Origin of the sequence: Gracilibacillus caseinilyticus (assembly GCF_022919115.1) — a bacterium.
In the GTDB taxonomy this organism is placed as follows: Bacteria; Bacillota; Bacilli; order Bacillales; family Amphibacillaceae; genus Gracilibacillus; species Gracilibacillus caseinilyticus.
The window spans coordinates 2,757,282-2,774,680 of the sequence record NZ_CP095072.1 but is presented as its reverse complement, the minus strand read 5'-3'; the positions used below and the strand labels follow the sequence as shown (position 1 = coordinate 2,774,680).

The window sequence follows — 17,399 nt, the reverse complement described above, 5'->3', positions numbered from 1 at the left end:
TTTTCATGGCCACTTTCAAGTGTTCTATGGCCACTCTTTATACTTTTATGGTTACTTTCGCCCATTTTATGGCCACTTTCCATTCTAACGATATTTTTTCGTTAATTCTGTCATCGATGCCTGGCGATCTTGACGCGAATAAATTTTCACTTGCGATATTACACTGGGGCAATTTAACTGATGCATGCGCTGATTCATTTTTTCGATAACAGCGAACAACTCGGATAACTCCCCTTCCATCGTTGTTTCTAATGGTCCTACATGGTAGTTAACATCCGATTGATCAATAATAGAAATTGCTTCATCGACAAATGGAATCGACTCTTCTCCATTCGGTGTTTTTGGTATAATTTGTATACTCACTAATGCTTCTGCCATCATACTCCCTCCTATTCGGGTAAAAATTCATTGGTAAAGGCTGCTTCTGCGTCTAGTTCTCGATCCAACAGATCATTTTCATACATAAAGTCGGCATAATTCTGCCATACTTCTTGTGATTGCTCACCCCATCTATCTGCATCATCTTGATATTTCGGTGATAACCATTTTTGACTGGCATATACTAATTCCTCATCTAGATCAGGTACCTCTTCAATCAGAATATCTGCAGCTTCGTCTGGATTATCGGTTGCGAATTGATATCCTTTGCTTACAGCTACTACAAATTTCTTAATCGTTTCCGGATTTTCCTCTATCATATTTTCATTTGTTGTAATGACTGGTGTATAGTAATCTAGGTTCTCCGAATAATCGGTTAAATAAAGCATATTTAATTCTTTTCCACGCAATTCTGCTTCGATTCCTGTCCAGCCATAATAAATCCAGGCAAAATCAATATCCCTTTCTACCGCAGTAAAGAAATCAGTATTACCCATATTGACGATGTCTACATCCTCTACAGATGCACCTTCTTGTTTCATTAACGAGTCAATCACAGCAGATTCTACTGGTGCTCCCCAGCCACCGTAAGTTTTCCCGGCAAAGTCGGCTGGTGAGGTAATTCCTTTATCAACCGGAGAAGCAAAACCTGACGTATTATGCTGGATCACTGCTGCAATCGATACTAGTGGAATATCCTGGACTCTAGCTTCTGTGACAGACTCTTGGTAGCTGATACCAAATTCAGCTTTCCCAGAAGCAACGGTTTGATCTGCCCCCGCTTCACCTGGCATCACAATTTCTACATTCATTCCTTGCTCTTCAAAATACCCTTTTGATTGGGCCACATATAATCCAGTATGATTGGTATTTGGTGTCCAATCCAAAACGAGAGTTACGTCCTCCATTTTCTCTGAGGAGCTGTCTTCTTCTCCACACCCTACCAACACCAAACATACACTAAGTGCTGCGAATATTATTTTTTTCACGTAAAAAATCCCCCTTTTTTCTTTTTTGGGGGAACATATAAGAAACACCCAAGACTTAGCAGACTAGGGCGCATATAGATTCAATTATCTCATATGTTCCCTACGCTGGTACTAACCAGATCAGGTTCTAAGGGTCAAGTAACTCACGGAAACTTTCTCAACCGGCAACACCGGTCCCCCTACATCTCCTATTTAATTTTCCATTATCTACTTTGACATATTTCGATCATTTCTTCAAGTTTTATTTACTCAGCTTTGCTTCAGTGCATTAGAAAAGCGCAAGCGCCCGTTTAGAAACGTAGCGACTGGACGGCATTAACTGAGATAAAGGAATCACGGTGAGCAAGTGATGTTGATGACTTTCGCCCAAGGGCATAAGGTCGACTAGGCCTCTGGTTATCACCAATCGGCAAGTCTTCTTTATCGTAGGGCGATGTAGGAAGCCACCTAGTATCTGGGCGCTTGCGCTGGACATGGCTGTTCATGTTAGAAAGCGGTACGAAACCTTAAAATTTTATACTTTCTTACCTGTTTAGAAAAACTCGGCATTCGCCTTATCTTTAGCGAATGCCGAAGTTTTACTTATACGTTGTACATTCTAAATTTTCACTACGTCGATCTGCTTCGCTAAAATTTTATACTTTTAAACGTATAACAAAGACGAATCTCATTCTAGTTTGAGGTTCGCCTTATACTGTATATTATCCGTGAATCTTTGTTGCTACTTCTACAACGCGTTTAGCTTGATGTTTCACTGCATTCTCTACATCTTCTACGAAGTCACCATCCGGCGTGTGTGTTACACTGTTTCCATAAGGATTTCCACCTGATGTAAAGGCTGATTGATCTGTATATCCTGGTGGGACTATAATAGCTCCCCAGTGCATCATCGATGTATAAAAGTTCAACAACGTTGCTTCATGGCCGCCGTGTGGGTTAGATGCAGAAGACATCGCACTAACCACTTTATTGGCTGTCTTACCAGCAGCCCATAAACCACCTTGTGAATCAATAAATTGTTTCATTTGTGAAGGAACACCACCGAAACGAGTCGGCATACTGAAAATAATCGCGTCCGCCCATTCAATATCGTCAGAGCTAGCTTCAGGAACATGTTCAGTATCTTGCAAATGCTGCTCCCATTTTGGATTTGATGCAATCGCTGGTTTTGGTGCTGTTTCTTGTGCACGAACAACCTTCACTTCTGCGCCAGCTTCCTTGATTGCGTCTGCCGCCCAATTCGCCAGCTTATAATTAGTACCTGTTGAACTATAATAAATAACTGCTACTTTTACCACTTCTCTACTTCCCTTCTCGTTGTATTGATTCCATTTGGAGTTTTCCCAGATTCGTACGGAATTACACAATATCTCGATTCTGAGATAGTGTAATAGTAACACGGTTAAATCTTTTCTATCAAATAGTTAGCTCAGACCAGATACCTTCAAAACAATTGCTGATATTTTGATAGCATTCAAAAACCAATGTAAAATAACGATTAATATGGATCTTTTAGTCAACTGTTATTCCAGCTTCGATAAATGTGTTATAGCGAATCAGATTCCCATCCTTGTAAAAATCGAAACGAATGTTTGCTTGTTCTCCTTTTAACACCAATTCGCCCGCAGGAGCCATCTTCGTCATGATCATAACTGATTTTGGAGTTCCTGTTCTAATTTTCTCAATAACTTTATTAATTTTCTCCTTATCATCACTCTCTAGTATTTTTTGGTCACCTACGATTATCTCCAGACTTTGATATGTTTGCTTTGGTACCATTATCTCAACGTATGGCACCTCAAAAGAAAGTTTTTCTTGTTGATCACAACTGGTAAAGTCAAAGCGAATGTTATTTTCTTCTGTTAATGAATTCTCCAATTGCTTACAGGTAAAACCGTTCATAATATCACCTGAGCCAGCATAACTGTCTTTACGACTATCACGAGAAATATTAAATTCATTGCCATCATAAGAAATGTTGTAATAGATTGGATCACCCTCTGTCGTATGACGTATTAATCGTAAGTGACTGACTTGCTGATTCTGAACTGCTTGTCTAAATGTTTCCAAATGAATCAAATTTTCATATTCTCCATGTGTCTCTATCAAATCATGGTCTGAATCCTTCACTCTTGCAATATCAGTTGCACTACTTTGAGCTGGATAGGATTCTGCAATTGGTCCGTGTGTTACTGTAATTTTTTCACCAATTGCCAATGAATCTCTTACTTCTTTATCGATATTTTCAAGGTTAAAAAAGATTGCATTTCCTGCTTGTTCATACAATTCTTCAATCGGTATCTCTTCTGTTTGTGATGCAATATAATTTTCTGTCACCAATACTCGGTTATTCTCAAATTTGGAAACATAGCCAATCATTTGATTTTGATCGGTCGACGTAGGTGTCTCATCACTGCCATTACCGTTGCTCGCCGTACCACATGCTACAAGAGCAAAAAGCATTACTAAATAAATCACATATTTCACGAGTATCTACCTCCATTGTTTTATTGGATTTGTCGTCTCCAATGGATAAATAGTTACAAACAACAGTATATTTTGAGTATCAGGGAAGTGCTTTTTCGCGACTTATCGTAAGTAAAAACCGGATTAAATCTAAATTAAGTATGTATCAAGCTACCTATAATACAGATTATGTAAACTTTATAGTTGTGGTTATTTTGACACATATGTAATATACTAACAGAGCTCCAGAAATATGCCCCGCAGGAAGTGATTGGCCGGAGCGACATCCTAGCACATAAACCATTTCAGTATTACCATTTAAGCTGACATAATCCATTTTATAAGCACCTATTGTTTCCAAACTTGAACACAATTTTCATCTTCCATTCACCTTAATGACTGCAATTATATACTTTCCAAGCTAAAAAAACGAAGTGTTTCCACTCCGTTAATCATTCAATGCTTTGGTTAATACCTCTAAATTGCGTTCCATTAAAGTGAAATATGTTTCGTTGTTTTCAATATCTTCTTCTGTCAAAACAGATAGGTTGTGCAATTCCAATGATTCCAAATTTGTCTCAGACTGAATAACTTGCGCTACTTTCGGTTCGACATTCTGTTCGAACAATAAATAGTTAATATCGGTTTCTTTCACATGATCAATGATTTGCTCTAATTCTTTTTGTGATGGTTCTTCAGATGGCGATAATCCGGTTAAAGCTATTTGTTCAATATGATAGCTTTGTTCCCAATAACCATAGGCAGCATGAGTGACCAATATCTGATGACTGGCAGCTTGCTCTAATTGCTTATGAAAAGACTCATCCAATTCTGTTAGCTTTGATTCTAACTGATTGAAATTATCTGTAAAGAATTCTTCGTTGTCAGGATCCTGAGATACTAATGCATCTTTAATATTACGCGCCATCTCAATTGCACGAACCGGATCCAGCCACAAATGCGGATCTACATCACCATGATTATGGCCGTCTTCTGTGCTTTCTGTATGTTCAGACTCTTCATGTTCATGTTCATGCTCTGATTCTTCCTCATGTGAATGGCTGTGCTCCATACTGGTTACCCCATCTGCAGCTTCCACCATCGAGACATCCTCATCTTTCAGTGCTTCTTCAATTTCACCAGCATAGGATTCAAGGTTAGCGCCATTAAACAAAAACAGATCACTAGCTGCTATATCCACCATCATTTTAGATGTCGGTTCATAACTGTGTGGATCGGCTCCAGCAGGTAAAATTGTTTCTACATCTACTAGTTCCCCGCCAATTTCCTCAGCAAAATATGCTAAAGGATATAATGTTGCATATATTTTAATAGACTCGTTATCTGACGAACTGCCGTCCCCATTTGATTCAGAAGTTTCCGTATTACAGCCCATTAAAACCATTCCCAGCAAAAATAATAATACAATTAATTTTCTCATCGAACTACTCCTCCAACTAAAAATAAATAATAATCATTACGATTTAAAACCCAAAGTATTTGTTTGAACAACACAAGTTATTATAGCCTATTCTTCACATCTTGTAAATAGTAATAATTACGATTTGATTTTTCAATGTCATACAATTTTCATTGAATATCGCTTTCAAAAAGCGTATAGTATTTTTGAATAAGCTTTTTAATGACGGAGGTTGAAGCATGAAAAAATTATTTTGGTTAATGTTAAGCGCAATTATTGTTCTTTCCGCATGTGCAGATAATTCCAACACAGAGGACACTACAGTAGAAGATGAAGTACAAGGAATAGAAGTCAACTTCGCTCTACCTGAACAAGCTGAAACTGGCGAAGCCGTCACCCTATCAGCCACGGTTACAACGACTAACGGCGAAAAAGTGACGGATGCTGAAGAAATGATGTTTGAATATTGGAATGTTGAAGATGAAGAAAATTCGGTAATGGTAGAATCTACGAATAATGAGGATGGTACATATACAGCAGAAGTTACTTTTACAGAACCTGGAGATTACGAACTTTATGCTCACACTACCGCTAACGGTATTCACTCTATGCCGAAAAAAGCTATCTCTGTAACTGGAAAGGCGCAAAATACCGAGCAAGAATCAGAAGCTCATGAAGAAGAGGAAACGTCACATGAGCATGAACATTCTAGCGGCTTTGAAATCAAAGTGGAGCCATTGAATGGTGTTACCGCTAATGAAGACAAAGAAATAACAGTACAGCTAATGTCTGATGGAACAGCTTACGAAGGAGCACGCGTTCGGTATGAAATCGTATTGAGCAGCGAGAAGCACGAATGGATAGATGCAGAAGAAGTCAGTGCCGGAGAATATAAAGGAACTTTCGCCTTTCCTGAATCAGGCACATACGATATGACCGTTCATGTTAATGATGAGGACGGTTTACACGAACATACGGAAACAGAAGTGGAAGTTAGCGAGTAAGAAAGATGTCATTCCCGGAAAAAAGGTTCCGTTCATCCAATACCGATGTGGAACCTTTTTGCATAGCTTAGTCTCTATTACTTAATCAAATGGATGACTAAAGGTATTGAATATTTTTCACCATTATACGCTTTAATTAGTGCAATAATCGTTAAAACAAATGCGGCAATTCCGATTAGAGGAAGAAGTGCTACCCCTATTACTACAAAAACCAACATGCCGCTAACAATGCCGTAAATCGAAAATGAAATAAAGAAGTTGAAATATTCTTTCCCATGATAGTCAATAAAATCAGATTCATCTCGCTTCATCAACCAGATAATTAAGGGTCCGAGAATGGTGGTAAAAAAACTAAGTAAGTAAATTAACATGGCAAACAATCGTTCATCACTGCTGCTCAACTCCGTTCACCTCCTCTTTTATTGATCCATGTCATTCTATAACTATTATTAGATAATTTTTTTTATACCGTTTATACTATGAGATAATAAACATAAATGAGGGAATTATATGGAACAATATGATGTTATCGGGATCGGCCTTGGCCCCTACAATCTCGGTCTTGCAACATTAACGACGGAACGATCAGATTTGAAGACAATATTCTTTGACCAGAATGGAGAATTTGCTTGGCATCCTGGAATGTTAATCAATGGTACTGATTTACAAGTGTCCTTTCTGGCCGATTTGGTCACGTTGGCGAATCCCACTAGTAAGTATACGTTCTTAAATTATTTACATGAACAAAACCGCTTATATAAATTTTTCTTTTTTCATAAATTTGAGATGCCGCGGAAGGAATATGCGGATTATTTAAAATGGGTGGCCAATCAGCTGCCAACCTGTAACTTCCAATCAGAAATAATAGATGTCATTGATCATGGTGATCATTTTGAGGTTGTTGTTAATCACTGGGGACTGCAGCAGACAAAATCTTACTATGCAAAGCATGTCGTAATGGGAACTGGTGGCGAGCCTGTCATTCCTGTTGATCTCGATCAGACAGAATCAGAAAAAGCCTTTCACTCCAGTCAATATCTCTATCATAAAGATCACACCATTAAAGCAAAGCATATTACAGTGGTTGGTTCGGGACAAAGTGCTTCCGAGATTTTTTATGATTTATTAAAGCTGCAGGAACATTTTGATTATCATTTATCATGGTATACACGTTCCCCTGGTTTTCTTCAGCTCGATAATTCGAAGCTTGGCCAGGAGGTATTCACCCCTGACTATGTCGATTATTTTCATAATCTTTCCTACAAAGAGCGTGTGGATTCGCTGGAGCACCTTGGTCAATTGCGAAAAGGAATTGATGGCGAAACGTTACATAAAATTCATGAATTATTGTATCATCGTTCGGTAGGTAACAAGAAATTACCCATTACGATTCAACCACTAACCGAAATTCAACATGCTGAAAATGAAGGGTTCGGGGTAAAGGTTAAAGCGAATCAATGGCAAAAAGATGAAAAATTTACGTTTTCGACTGAAAAATTAATTTTAGCTACCGGCTATAAACCGAACATACCTGACTGGTTTTACAAGAGATTCGGCGATAAAGTTATTTGGGAAGATGATAAACGCTACAAAGTAAATCAGCAATTCAAGCTTGCTTTCAAAGATGATAACCAACGCGATCATCATTTTTATACGTTAACGAACTTAGAGCATTCCCACGGTACTGGCGCAACGAATTTAGGCTTAGCTGTTGATCGAAATATCCAAATCATCAATGAAATAGCAGGTAAAACCATTTATCCTGAACAAAGAGATACGACCTTTACCGAATTCAATCCCGCTAATTATTAGAAAAACTCGGTGTTCGCCTCGTCTATTAGCGAATGCCGTAATTTTTCTTATAATTGGTACTATAAATTTCCACTACGTCGAGCTTTTCATTGTAAAAATTTTATACTTTTCTAGCGTAAATAAAATGCCTGAATGATAACTCATTAAGGCATTTTTTCTGCTCAGGAATCTTCAAGATACTTTTGGTATTCCTTTCGAGTGAAGTGGTGCTATCTTCATGTAGTTGTGATATATTTGATGTGGTTACCGCTTGATGCGCCCTCTGCCTGAACTCAACCTATCTTCAGACGTTTGAACTCTCCCAATGTCACTTTCACGCTTTAGAAAGTCTATACCCCTCTTTTATTACCCCACACTAACGTATGAAGCTGTGGTAATACATGAACACGATTTAACCGCCCGTTGGACATCACCTGATCGATAAGCCACTGATAGCTGTTCAGTAAACGACTGGCGATCTGATCAGTGCCTGCTTCCTCTACATCTTCATTTCCTACCTGCAAGTAAAAAGCAATCGCAGGATAACGTTGATGCAATTCTTCAGCAAAATGCAAATCTTCTTGATCAAAAACGACTATCTTCAAACTCGTATGATTCAGACGTTGATGTTCTTTTAATTGTTCGAAAATATCATCTAATACAGACCAATCCGTCTTCATTTTTGAGCTTGGTGGTTTGGGACTGATTGTCAAATCATCTATTTTGACAAACCAATCCTGCCAACGGCTGCCTTGGGTTTCAAGTGCCACCTCTATCTCATTTGCATGAAGAATTTCGATCAAACCATCTATACTTTTTAATAATGCAGGATTTCCTCCAGATATCGTGACATGATCAAACTGATTGTCACCTAACTCTTTCAACCGTTGAAAGACGCTATCTGCTGTCATCATGTTTATGTCCTCCTTTGCACTACCGTCCCAAGTGAATTTTGAATCACACCAGGCACAACTGTAATCACAGCCGGCAGTACGGACAAACATCGTCTTTCTGCCAACAACCATCCCTTCACCTTGAATCGTTGGACCGAATATTTCAAGGACAGGCACTTTATTCACTTATCATCCACTCCCGTCTTGCTTCTGCATAGCTTGTCGGTGTTTCAAATAAACGGACAAATTCCATTCTGCACTCGTTCGAATCATGTGCTAATGCTTCTTCCATTTTTTCAAAAATCCAGACTACCATGTTCTCTGCCGTTGTATTCATGTTTGGTAATGTTTCATTTAAATAGCGATGATCCAGAAAAACTTCTATTTGTTCCTTCCAAATTTTCTTGATATCACCAAAATCGATGACAATACCAATATCGTTCACATAACCGCTAATACCAAAAATCACTTTATAGGTATGTCCATGCAAATTTTTACATTTGCCTTCATAGCAATGTAGATGATGAGCAGCATCAAACGTGAATTCTTTACTTACCATCACGCGTTTACGATGATATTTTAATTGTTCACGCTTAATATCCTGATCTATTTTCTGTAATTCTTCCACAATTTGAAAACCAAACATTACTTATTCACTCCATCTGTCGATTGCATATATTTATCCAATCCTCTTTGTCTTAACTGGCAGGCTGGGCATTCACCGCAACCACTGCCTTTTATACCGTTGTAACAAGTTAACGTTTTATCCCGGATGTATTCCAATACACTTAATTGATCGGCCAGTTCCCAAGTCTGTGCTTTATCCAACCACATTAGCGGCGTATGTAAGACAAATTGATCTGCCATCGATAAATTAAGTGTCACATTTAGCGACTTCACAAATACATCGCGACAATCCGGATATCCGCTAAAATCAGTCTCGCAAACTCCTGTCACTATATGCTTCGCATCAATCTGTTTCGCAAGAATTGCTGCAAAGGACAAGAATAATAGATTACGACCAGGTACAAATGTATTCGGTACTTCATCTTCTGTCTCATTGGAAACCTCTATTTCTTTTCTGGTTAGTGCGTTAGGTGCTAATTGGTTGAGTAATGCCATATCTAATACATGATGTGTTAAACCTTGCTCATTGGCAATTTCTTTTGCCACCTCTATTTCAGCGTGATGTCGTTGTTGATAATCAAAGGTGACCAATTCCACGTGGTCAAATTGTTTCATCGCCCAAAACAGACAAGTTGTACTATCTTGTCCCCCACTAAAAACGACAACTGCACGATTATTTTTTTCCATAAAAAATTAATTCCCCTTCCTATTGAAAAAGAGATACCGATACACCCCGAAATATTAAAAAAATCATACCTAAGGCAGGTATGATTCTCCTTAGTTTTTTATAGAGGGTATAGCTAGAACCTCTCCTGTATGCACAGATTTGTATATTATTTATGTAACATTCTACAGTATAACATAGAAAAATAGATTACACATTACGAAAAATAAAAACGATTAATGGCAGCTTGTACACTATTTGCTTTTTGTATGGATGAGAAACCTTCATATCCATTGACAATTTGGACTCGAATTGGATTAAACGATATCACTGACTCGGACCCTAAAAGCTGCACCATTTGAATGAAGCTGTTCAGTTTGTGCATCCCTTCCCCTTCCATTTTCTCTACCGCGGTAAAAGATAATCCGATTGGTTAAGCTGCTGTAATAACCTGTCAGGCAACACTTCCTGCTTTTCCTCTGTTAAATCTCCCAATAATGGGATAAAAGCTAACCGTTCACTCAACACGATTAAAACGGTCCTGATAAATAATTGACACGTCTCTGACTAGCTTGATTGTTTTTAAGGTTCTGCGTCAAATGTTGGGGTAGGAATCTTTGCTCCTATCCCTTAACCAACTTGAAAATCTAGGTTTTTAAATTGATGATGCAGTAATACACGTAACCTTAATCGATCGTATCGTTTAAAGCCAAATGCATTACGTTTAATAACCTTTGTTTGGTTATTTAGGCCCTCCACAAATCCAGTGTTGTAGTCAAAGGCAAAACTATTTAAAACTTCTGCTTGCCAGTTCTTGAGTGTACCAGCGGCTTTGATGAACTCATCTAGTCCTGCTTTTTCTACCTGTTTGTAATAGTTATACGGTCCTTGTTTTACTTCACCTAAATCTTTTGTTCCAACCTTTTTCGCTCCTTCAAACCAGGAGCGGAATGCTTCCTTTAAACCATAGGCCTGTCGTAAATCCTCCGACAAGCCTAAATATCTGTCTAAATACCAGTGTTGCTTACTACTCAGTTCTTCATATCGTTTATAAAAAATGTGTTTCATACGCTTGCACTTTTTGCGGTCGTAATCATGGAATTCTTTTTGAACACGTCTTCTCACTCGTTCTAAAGCCCAATAAATATACCGACAAAAGTGGAAGCGATCTGCAATGATGATGGGGTTCCGCAAAGCCTTTTGAACTGCTGACTTAAAGCTTTAGCTCATATCCATGACAACCATCTTTACTTGAGATCCTTTTTTAGCTAAGTACTTTTTAATCGTACGTACAGAGCGATTCGGTAATATATCAAGCGGGACACCTGTTTCTCCATTTGCGATGATTACTTGGTATTTACCTTCTGTTGTATCCCCTTTATATTCATCGATAGCTATTACTGGTGGTAACGTGTCCACTTCTTTTAAACTAGTAGCTGCTAGTTGATCAAATCGACGAATAGCTGTTGTTTGAGAAGTTCTGAACTGACCAGCAGTATCTTTAAAGTTTTTTCCCTGAATAACACGAAGCCCTAGGGCTTGATTCCATTCCTTTGAATGTCTTTGATATCGCCCTACAACTTGGTTTTTCTCAGGAAACCTCTTTCCACAAGTACAAACGTATCTTCGCTTCCTATAAAACAGATAAGATGTTCGTTCAAAGAGCTTTAAGTGTTGTACCTTTTGTATTCTATAGTCATGGACGTGGCTTGTTCTTTCCCCACAAGCAGGACAACGGTGTTTCTTAACAGGCAACTTTATATGTAAGTAAAAGTCCCCTCCAACTCCTCCATCTTAGTAACAATAACACTTTCTAATCCTGGTAAATTCATGTTAAACTGCATGTACACGCATCTCCTATCCCTTTGGTTTGTTTCTAGTCCATTCAAGTGTAAAGGATATAGGAGCTTGCGTGTTTTATTATGCTTAATTTTTTCAAACCCCAACATATATAATAGAGCCGTTTTTAAAAAGTTACTTCGCAGCATGTGACAATAGAAAAGCCGCAGATAACACAATTCGTGTTATCTGCGGCTTAGATTTTACTAAAAAACCTTTGAAGCAGACACATGTTGCTTATTTGTTCTTCAAATCAATCACCATTGAAAATAGAGTTTTTCACTACTACGTAATCAACAGTTCCGATTGCTTGCAGTGAAGTACCGCCTGCGTAAGAAATAGAAGATTGCAGGTCTTGTTCCATTTCTGTTAATGTGTCCTGCAAATTTCCTTTATACTCAACTACGATTTTTTTACCTTCAACGTTTTTCTTTTCGCCTTTTTGAAATTCGGAAGCGGAACCGAAATATTCTTTAAAAAGCTTACCATCTTGTTCGACCGTTATACCTGGTGATTCTTCATGACCGGCGAATAAGGAACCAATCATAACCATAGAAGCTCCGAAACGCACAGATTTGGCAATATCACCATGTGTACGAATACCTCCATCAGCGATAATAGGTTTTGTCGCTGCTTTCGCACACCATCTTAGTGCTGCCAGTTGCCAACCGCCTGTACCAAAGCCTGTTTTTACCTTGGTAATACATACTTTCCCTGGTCCAATACCAACCTTGGTTGCATCAGCACCAGCGTTCTCTAATTCGCGAACGGCTTCTGGTGTACCGACATTTCCAGCAATGACAAAGCTGACTGGCAGGTGTTTTTTTATATGTTGAATCATGTTAATCACGGCGTTTGAATGACCGTGAGCAATATCAATTGTTATATAATCAGGAATCAAGGATTCGTTTGCTAGTTCTTCAATAAAGCTGTACTCTTCTTCTTTTACTCCTACACTAATGGAGCTGATTAATGTTTTCTCATGCATCATTTGAATGAAAGCCTTTCTTGTTTCGGGCTCAAAACGATGCATGATATAAAAATAACCATGTTCGGCAAGGTATAGTGCAATGTTTTCATCTATAATGGTTTGCATATTTGCAGGGACTACTGGTAAACGGAATGTGTGTTTTCCAAATTGAATAGAAGTATCACATTCACTTCTGCTGTTCACAATACATTTTGCGGGAATTAATTGAATATCTTCGTAATCAAATACATTTTCCATGTCATTCACTCCTAAAGGCGAACTTTTATTATTGACCTTCACTAAACATTCGCCTTTAGTAATATAATATAATTTCTATTAAAAGTCAACACGTAAAACCGCAAATATAGTAAGCGTTATCAATTTAACCTACAACGATTGAAACAGAAAAAGCAGTGTTGCTAGACATTATACATCATAAGAATGAGGTATTGACTAGACATTAAAGGATATCAATCTATATACTAGCTATAGTATATCAGTTGTAGAGAAAAACTATAGCGCAGGAGTGGTTGGCCGGAGCGGTATTCAAGCACACTAAATCTGTCAAGATAACTTCAACGCTTGTCAGCATAAGAAGTCTCAACAAATTGTCATTACTTCGCAGTATTCTTCTATTTCGTATTCCTTGCATCTAGGAGACATTCTTGACGCATCTTTGCTTGCCTCAACCTCCAAAACATCATTAAGACAATACACAAGACATCTATTCATTACTCTAGTATGATAATTGTATAAAAAAAGTTAGGGGACATAATATGAAATTAATCGCCACAGATTTAGACGGAACTTTACTGAATGAAAAGCATGAAATAAGCCAAGAAAATATGGAGGCAATCCAATTGGCAAAAGATAATGGTATAGAAGTTATTGTTGCCACTGGCAGATCTTATAATGCAGCCAAAAAACCTCTGGAAAGCGCCGGCTTATCCTGTCCAATCATCTGTCTAAACGGGGCCAAGGTGCACAATAAAGCTGGAAAGATTTTATCAACCGCCCCATTAGATAAAGCCATCTGTAAAGTCATTCAACAAGCCTGCGAAACTCAAGGTATTTATTTTGAAGTATTTACGAATCAGGGTGGTTTCTCAAAAAGCCGTGATCAATTCATTGAAGTGATGGTAGATATCAACAAATCTGCCTTTCCTGATCTTGATACTGATGCATTACGAAAGCGTGCTACAGACCGTTTTCAAGAAGAAGAAATGATCATGACGGATGATTTTGATGCGTTGTTTAATCGCTCGGATATAGAAGTTTATAAAATATTAGCCTTCTCATTAGAACAAAAGAATTTAGATAAAGTGGCAAATGATTTACAAGGTGAACAGACACTTACCATAACTTCATCCGGCCATTCTAACCTGGAATTTAACGATGTCAATGCTCAAAAAGGGTTAGCATTACAAACTTATGCGGAACAGATAAACGTTGCGTTAGAGGATGTAATGGCTATCGGGGATAATTATAATGATTTGTCGATGCTTAAGATAGCCGGTCGTGGTGTAGCGATGGGCAATGCCGACGACGACATTAAAATGGCCTGTACACATACAACAAAAACCAATCTAAAAAACGGGGTCAGCTATGCCATAAAAGAAATGCTAGCTGAACACTACAAGATGTAGCCGAGAAAGCTAGCTTGGTAGCGATACTAGCATCTATAATAGTTACTATATACTCTAATAAAAAAAGCTGAACCAATCAATGGTTCAGCTTTTGCCTTATTGAATATCATACCCCTGCTCTTCAATTGCCTCTTTCATGTCATCAACACTCACTTGATTCTCTTCATAAGATACATCTACTGTCCCTTTATCAAGATGAACCTCTGTTGTGGTGATACCTTTTAATTCCTTTAAGGCTCCTTCTACAGAAGCTTTACAATGACCACATGTCATACCTTGTACTTGCAATGTTGTTTGTTCCATTATCTATCTCTCCTTATTACAAAATTAAATTTTTACTCGTTTTAACCGAAGTGCATTTGTCACTACACTGACGGAACTAAATGCCATTGCTGCGCCTGCAATCCATGGCGCTAAAATTCCAGCAGCTGCAATCGGTATTCCGGCACTATTGTAGGCAAATGCCCAAAATAAGTTTTGCCTGATGTTGCGAATTGTTGCATGACTGAGCTGAATAGCTTTTGGAAGTAATAATAAGTCACCACCAAGGATTGTAACGTCAGCAGCTTCAATTGCTACTTCGGTACCCGTTCCAATCGCAATACCAATGTCAGCAACTGCCAGTGCTGGTGCATCATTGATTCCATCGCCTACCATTGCAATGGAGTTACCTGATAGTTGTACTTCTTTCACTTTCTCCGCCTTTTGCTCTGGTAAAACTTCGGCGAATACGTGCTTGATGCCTAGCTGATCAGCAATTGCTTCGGCTGTCGTCTGGTTATCGCCAGTCAGCATCATAACTTCTAACCCCTGTGCATGCAGTCGGCGAATTGCTTCTGACGCTGAATCTTTTATCGTATCAGCAACAGCAATTACCCCTGTTAAGGAACCATTTATTGCAATTAGCATCGCCGTTTTCCCAGCATTTTCATACTCCTTCACAGTATCGTCCATCGTGTCGATTTGAATACCATTTTCCGCTAACCATTTTCGATTCCCGGCTAAAAGCTTTTCACCTTCTATTTCCGCTTGGATACCTCTCCCTGGTACTGCCTCAAATGAATCAAGTTCCGACAGTGTTAATTGTTGTTGATTGGCATAAGTTACAATTGCTTCTGCTAACGGATGCTCGGAATAATATTCAGCACTTGCCAGTAATTGCAATGTTTGGCGATCTCCCTGATAATCCGTCACTTCAGGTCTGCCATTTGTTAACGTACCGGTCTTATCAAAAATAACAGCATCCAGTTGATGTGTTCGTTCCAGGTGCTCGCCGCCTTTAAAGAGAATACCAAGTTCTGCTGCTTTTCCTGTCCCTACCATGATAGAAGTTGGTGTGGCTAATCCTAAAGCACATGGACAAGCAATCACCAGTACCGCAATCATCGCAAGTAACGCTGGTTCTAGCTCACCCGGCCTAATAAACAACATCCAAATTAATAATGTCACGATAGCAATAGCCACAACGATTTGGACGAAATAGCCAGCAATTACATCAGCCAATCGTTGAATCGGTGCTTTTGATCCTTGGGCATCCTCCACTACTTTAATAATGGAAGCTAACGCCGTATCTTTCCCTACCTTTGTTGCTTCTAAAGTAATCGATCCGTGTTTATTAATGGTGGATCCAATCACTTGGTCTGCTTCGCTTTTTTCTACTGGAATTGACTCACCAGTAATCATCGACTCATCAATGGAGGTATGTCCTTTGATTATGGTACCGTCTACCGGTATTTTTTCTCCTGGTTTTACGATGATATGATCACCAACGACTACTTCACTAACCGGAAGCATGTGTTCTTTGTTTTCCCGAATGACTCTTGCTTCCTTTGCCTGCAATTCCAGCAAAGCTTTAAGCGCAGTAGTCGTCTTGCTCTTAGCCGCTGTTTCTAGATATTTACCAAAAAGAATCAATGTAATAATCACAGCACTCGTTTCAAAATAAAGATGTGGCTCATACGCTTTCTGATTAACAGTCTGAAGAGTCTCGTACAAACTGTAAAAGTAAGCTACGCTTGTTCCCAATGCCACCAGCACATCCATGTTTGCCGTTTTATTACGAAGATTTTTATAGGCTCCTCGATAAAAGCGCCAACCTATGAAAAATTGAACAGGGGTGGCAAGCACCAATTGAAACCATGGATTCATAAGAATACCAGGTAATGGTATATTAAATAGATGAATGAGCATTGTCGCAAAAAGAGGTATTGTCAACACAGCAGAAATAATTAATTTCATTCTTAATTGCTGTTGTGCTTTTTCTTTTTGCGTGCTTTGTTCACGACTGTCTTCTTTTACTTTGGCATCATATCCTAGCTTCTGAATACGGTTGATCATATCGCCGGTATCCATAATGGATGGCTGATAGTGGACAGATGCACTTTCTGTTGCTAGATTGACCGTTGCTTTTTGTATACCTTGCTGCTTATTTAATACTTTTTCAATGCGATTTGCACATGCTGCACATGTCATGCCTTCAACCGCCAAATCGATCTGTTCCCACTTAACTCCATACCCTATTTTTTCAATTTTTGCTTGAATATCCTCAAAGGTAACTGTTTCAGGATTATACGATACGGCTGCTTGTTCCGTCGTTAAATTGACTTGAGCCTCTACATAATCCATTTTATTAAGAACTTTTTCGATTCGATTGGAGCAAGCTGCGCATGTCATTCCAGTTACTTCGAAACGCATCTCTTGTATGTCAGACAT

16 protein-coding genes, 1 pseudogene and 2 riboswitches are annotated in these 17,399 nt (G+C 38.6%); of the genes and pseudogenes, 3 read left to right on the top strand and 14 right to left on the bottom strand.

The genetic code is table 11. The features are described from left to right. Positions 1-84: 84 nt before the first annotated feature. From MUN88_RS13070 to MUN88_RS13050, 5 genes are all read right to left on the bottom strand, one after another. Complete coding sequence (locus tag MUN88_RS13070) at positions 85-378, bottom strand: thiamine-binding protein (RefSeq protein WP_244724519.1); 294 nt, start codon at positions 376-378, stop codon at positions 85-87. Between the two features lie 11 nt (positions 379-389). Further along, on the bottom strand, positions 390-1,367 hold the full coding sequence (locus tag MUN88_RS13065; RefSeq protein WP_244715723.1) for an ABC transporter substrate-binding protein: 978 nt from the start codon (positions 1,365-1,367) through the stop codon (positions 390-392). 80 nt (positions 1,368-1,447) lie between these two features. Continuing rightward, positions 1,448-1,558, bottom strand: a riboswitch (TPP riboswitch). 510 nt (positions 1,559-2,068) lie between these two features. Then, positions 2,069-2,665 (bottom strand): NAD(P)H:quinone oxidoreductase, encoded by a 597-nt coding sequence (wrbA, locus tag MUN88_RS13060; RefSeq protein ID WP_244715721.1) that lies wholly within the window; start codon positions 2,663-2,665, stop codon positions 2,069-2,071. 214 nt (positions 2,666-2,879) lie between these two features. After that, on the bottom strand, positions 2,880-3,854 hold the full coding sequence (locus tag MUN88_RS13055; protein WP_244715719.1) for a DUF4362 domain-containing protein: 975 nt from the start codon (positions 3,852-3,854) through the stop codon (positions 2,880-2,882). A 427-nt stretch (positions 3,855-4,281) separates the two neighbouring features. After that, positions 4,282-5,274, bottom strand: coding sequence for a metal ABC transporter solute-binding protein, Zn/Mn family (locus MUN88_RS13050; RefSeq protein ID WP_244715717.1), 993 nt, complete (start codon positions 5,272-5,274; stop codon positions 4,282-4,284). A 218-nt stretch (positions 5,275-5,492) separates the two neighbouring features. Here MUN88_RS13050 and MUN88_RS13045 point away from each other — a divergent pair, with 218 nt between their 5' ends. Next, the gene (locus MUN88_RS13045) at positions 5,493-6,257 is read left to right on the top strand and encodes a FixH family protein (protein WP_244715715.1); all 765 of its coding nucleotides are present in this window, start codon (positions 5,493-5,495) and stop codon (positions 6,255-6,257) included. A gap of 77 nt (positions 6,258-6,334) precedes the next feature. Here the strand turns inward: MUN88_RS13045 and MUN88_RS13040 are convergent, their stop codons facing one another. Beyond that, positions 6,335-6,658, bottom strand: a complete 324-nt coding sequence (locus tag MUN88_RS13040; RefSeq protein WP_244715713.1) for a DUF4870 domain-containing protein — start codon at positions 6,656-6,658, stop codon at positions 6,335-6,337. Positions 6,659-6,767: 109 nt separating this feature from the next. Here MUN88_RS13040 and MUN88_RS13035 point away from each other — a divergent pair, with 109 nt between their 5' ends. Continuing rightward, positions 6,768-8,069, top strand: coding sequence for a lysine N(6)-hydroxylase/L-ornithine N(5)-oxygenase family protein (locus tag MUN88_RS13035; protein ID WP_244715711.1), 1,302 nt, complete (start codon positions 6,768-6,770; stop codon positions 8,067-8,069). A gap of 329 nt (positions 8,070-8,398) precedes the next feature. Here the strand turns inward: MUN88_RS13035 and queE are convergent, their stop codons facing one another. The 6 genes and pseudogenes from queE to guaC form a co-directional block, all read right to left on the bottom strand. Continuing rightward, positions 8,399-9,127 carry a 7-carboxy-7-deazaguanine synthase QueE gene (queE, locus tag MUN88_RS13030; protein WP_244715709.1) on the bottom strand — a complete coding sequence of 243 codons (729 nt, stop codon included), beginning with the start codon at positions 9,125-9,127 and terminating at the stop codon, positions 8,399-8,401. Then, positions 9,120-9,587: a 6-carboxytetrahydropterin synthase QueD gene (queD, locus tag MUN88_RS13025; RefSeq protein ID WP_244715707.1), complete on the bottom strand. Its 468-nt coding sequence runs from the start codon at positions 9,585-9,587 to the stop codon at positions 9,120-9,122. The genes queE and queD overlap by 8 nt, the downstream gene beginning before the upstream one ends. Beyond that, positions 9,587-10,255, bottom strand: a complete 669-nt coding sequence (gene queC, locus MUN88_RS13020) for a 7-cyano-7-deazaguanine synthase QueC (RefSeq protein WP_244715705.1) — start codon at positions 10,253-10,255, stop codon at positions 9,587-9,589. Before queC ends, queD begins: the two co-directional genes overlap by 1 nt. Positions 10,256-10,339: 84 nt before the next feature. Continuing rightward, positions 10,340-10,384: riboswitch (PreQ1 riboswitch) on the bottom strand. A 65-nt stretch (positions 10,385-10,449) separates the two neighbouring features. Continuing rightward, complete coding sequence (locus tag MUN88_RS13015) at positions 10,450-10,617, bottom strand: hypothetical protein (RefSeq protein ID WP_244715703.1); 168 nt, start codon at positions 10,615-10,617, stop codon at positions 10,450-10,452. Positions 10,618-10,862: 245 nt separating this feature from the next. Next, positions 10,863-12,082 (bottom strand): annotated as a pseudogene (locus MUN88_RS13010) (ISL3 family transposase). Positions 12,083-12,324: 242 nt separating this feature from the next. Then, entirely contained in the window at positions 12,325-13,299 is a 975-nt protein-coding gene (guaC, locus tag MUN88_RS13005; protein ID WP_244715701.1) for a GMP reductase, read from the bottom strand. A gap of 518 nt (positions 13,300-13,817) precedes the next feature. Between guaC and MUN88_RS13000 the strand changes: the two genes are divergently transcribed. Beyond that, positions 13,818-14,687, top strand: a complete 870-nt coding sequence (locus MUN88_RS13000) for a Cof-type HAD-IIB family hydrolase (protein WP_244715699.1) — start codon at positions 13,818-13,820, stop codon at positions 14,685-14,687. A gap of 96 nt (positions 14,688-14,783) precedes the next feature. Here the strand turns inward: MUN88_RS13000 and copZ are convergent, their stop codons facing one another. After that, entirely contained in the window at positions 14,784-14,990 is a 207-nt protein-coding gene (copZ, locus tag MUN88_RS12995) for a copper chaperone CopZ (RefSeq protein ID WP_244715697.1), read from the bottom strand. A gap of 24 nt (positions 14,991-15,014) precedes the next feature. Then, the gene (locus tag MUN88_RS12990) at positions 15,015-17,399 is read right to left on the bottom strand and encodes a heavy metal translocating P-type ATPase (RefSeq protein ID WP_244715695.1); all 2,385 of its coding nucleotides are present in this window, start codon (positions 17,397-17,399) and stop codon (positions 15,015-15,017) included.

Excerpts from the sequence above, each read along its gene's own strand:
- MUN88_RS13070 (WP_244724519.1), bottom strand. The coding sequence starts at position 378 with ATGGCAGAAGCATTAGTGAGTATACAAATTATACCAAAAACACCGAAT.
- MUN88_RS13050 (WP_244715717.1), bottom strand. The coding sequence starts at position 5,274 with ATGAGAAAATTAATTGTATTATTATTTTTGCTGGGAATGGTTTTAATG.
- MUN88_RS13045 (WP_244715715.1), top strand. The coding sequence starts at position 5,493 with ATGAAAAAATTATTTTGGTTAATGTTAAGCGCAATTATTGTTCTTTCC.
- MUN88_RS13035 (WP_244715711.1), top strand. The coding sequence starts at position 6,768 with ATGGAACAATATGATGTTATCGGGATCGGCCTTGGCCCCTACAATCTC.
- queD (WP_244715707.1), bottom strand. The coding sequence starts at position 9,587 with ATGTTTGGTTTTCAAATTGTGGAAGAATTACAGAAAATAGATCAGGAT.
- queC (WP_244715705.1), bottom strand. The coding sequence starts at position 10,255 with ATGGAAAAAAATAATCGTGCAGTTGTCGTTTTTAGTGGGGGACAAGAT.
- MUN88_RS13015 (WP_244715703.1), bottom strand. The coding sequence starts at position 10,617 with ATGCACAAACTGAACAGCTTCATTCAAATGGTGCAGCTTTTAGGGTCC.
- guaC (WP_244715701.1), bottom strand. The coding sequence starts at position 13,299 with ATGGAAAATGTATTTGATTACGAAGATATTCAATTAATTCCCGCAAAA.
- MUN88_RS13000 (WP_244715699.1), top strand. The coding sequence starts at position 13,818 with ATGAAATTAATCGCCACAGATTTAGACGGAACTTTACTGAATGAAAAG.
- copZ (WP_244715697.1), bottom strand. The coding sequence starts at position 14,990 with ATGGAACAAACAACATTGCAAGTACAAGGTATGACATGTGGTCATTGT.
- MUN88_RS12990 (WP_244715695.1), bottom strand. The coding sequence starts at position 17,399 with ATGTCTGACATACAAGAGATGCGTTTCGAAGTAACTGGAATGACATGC.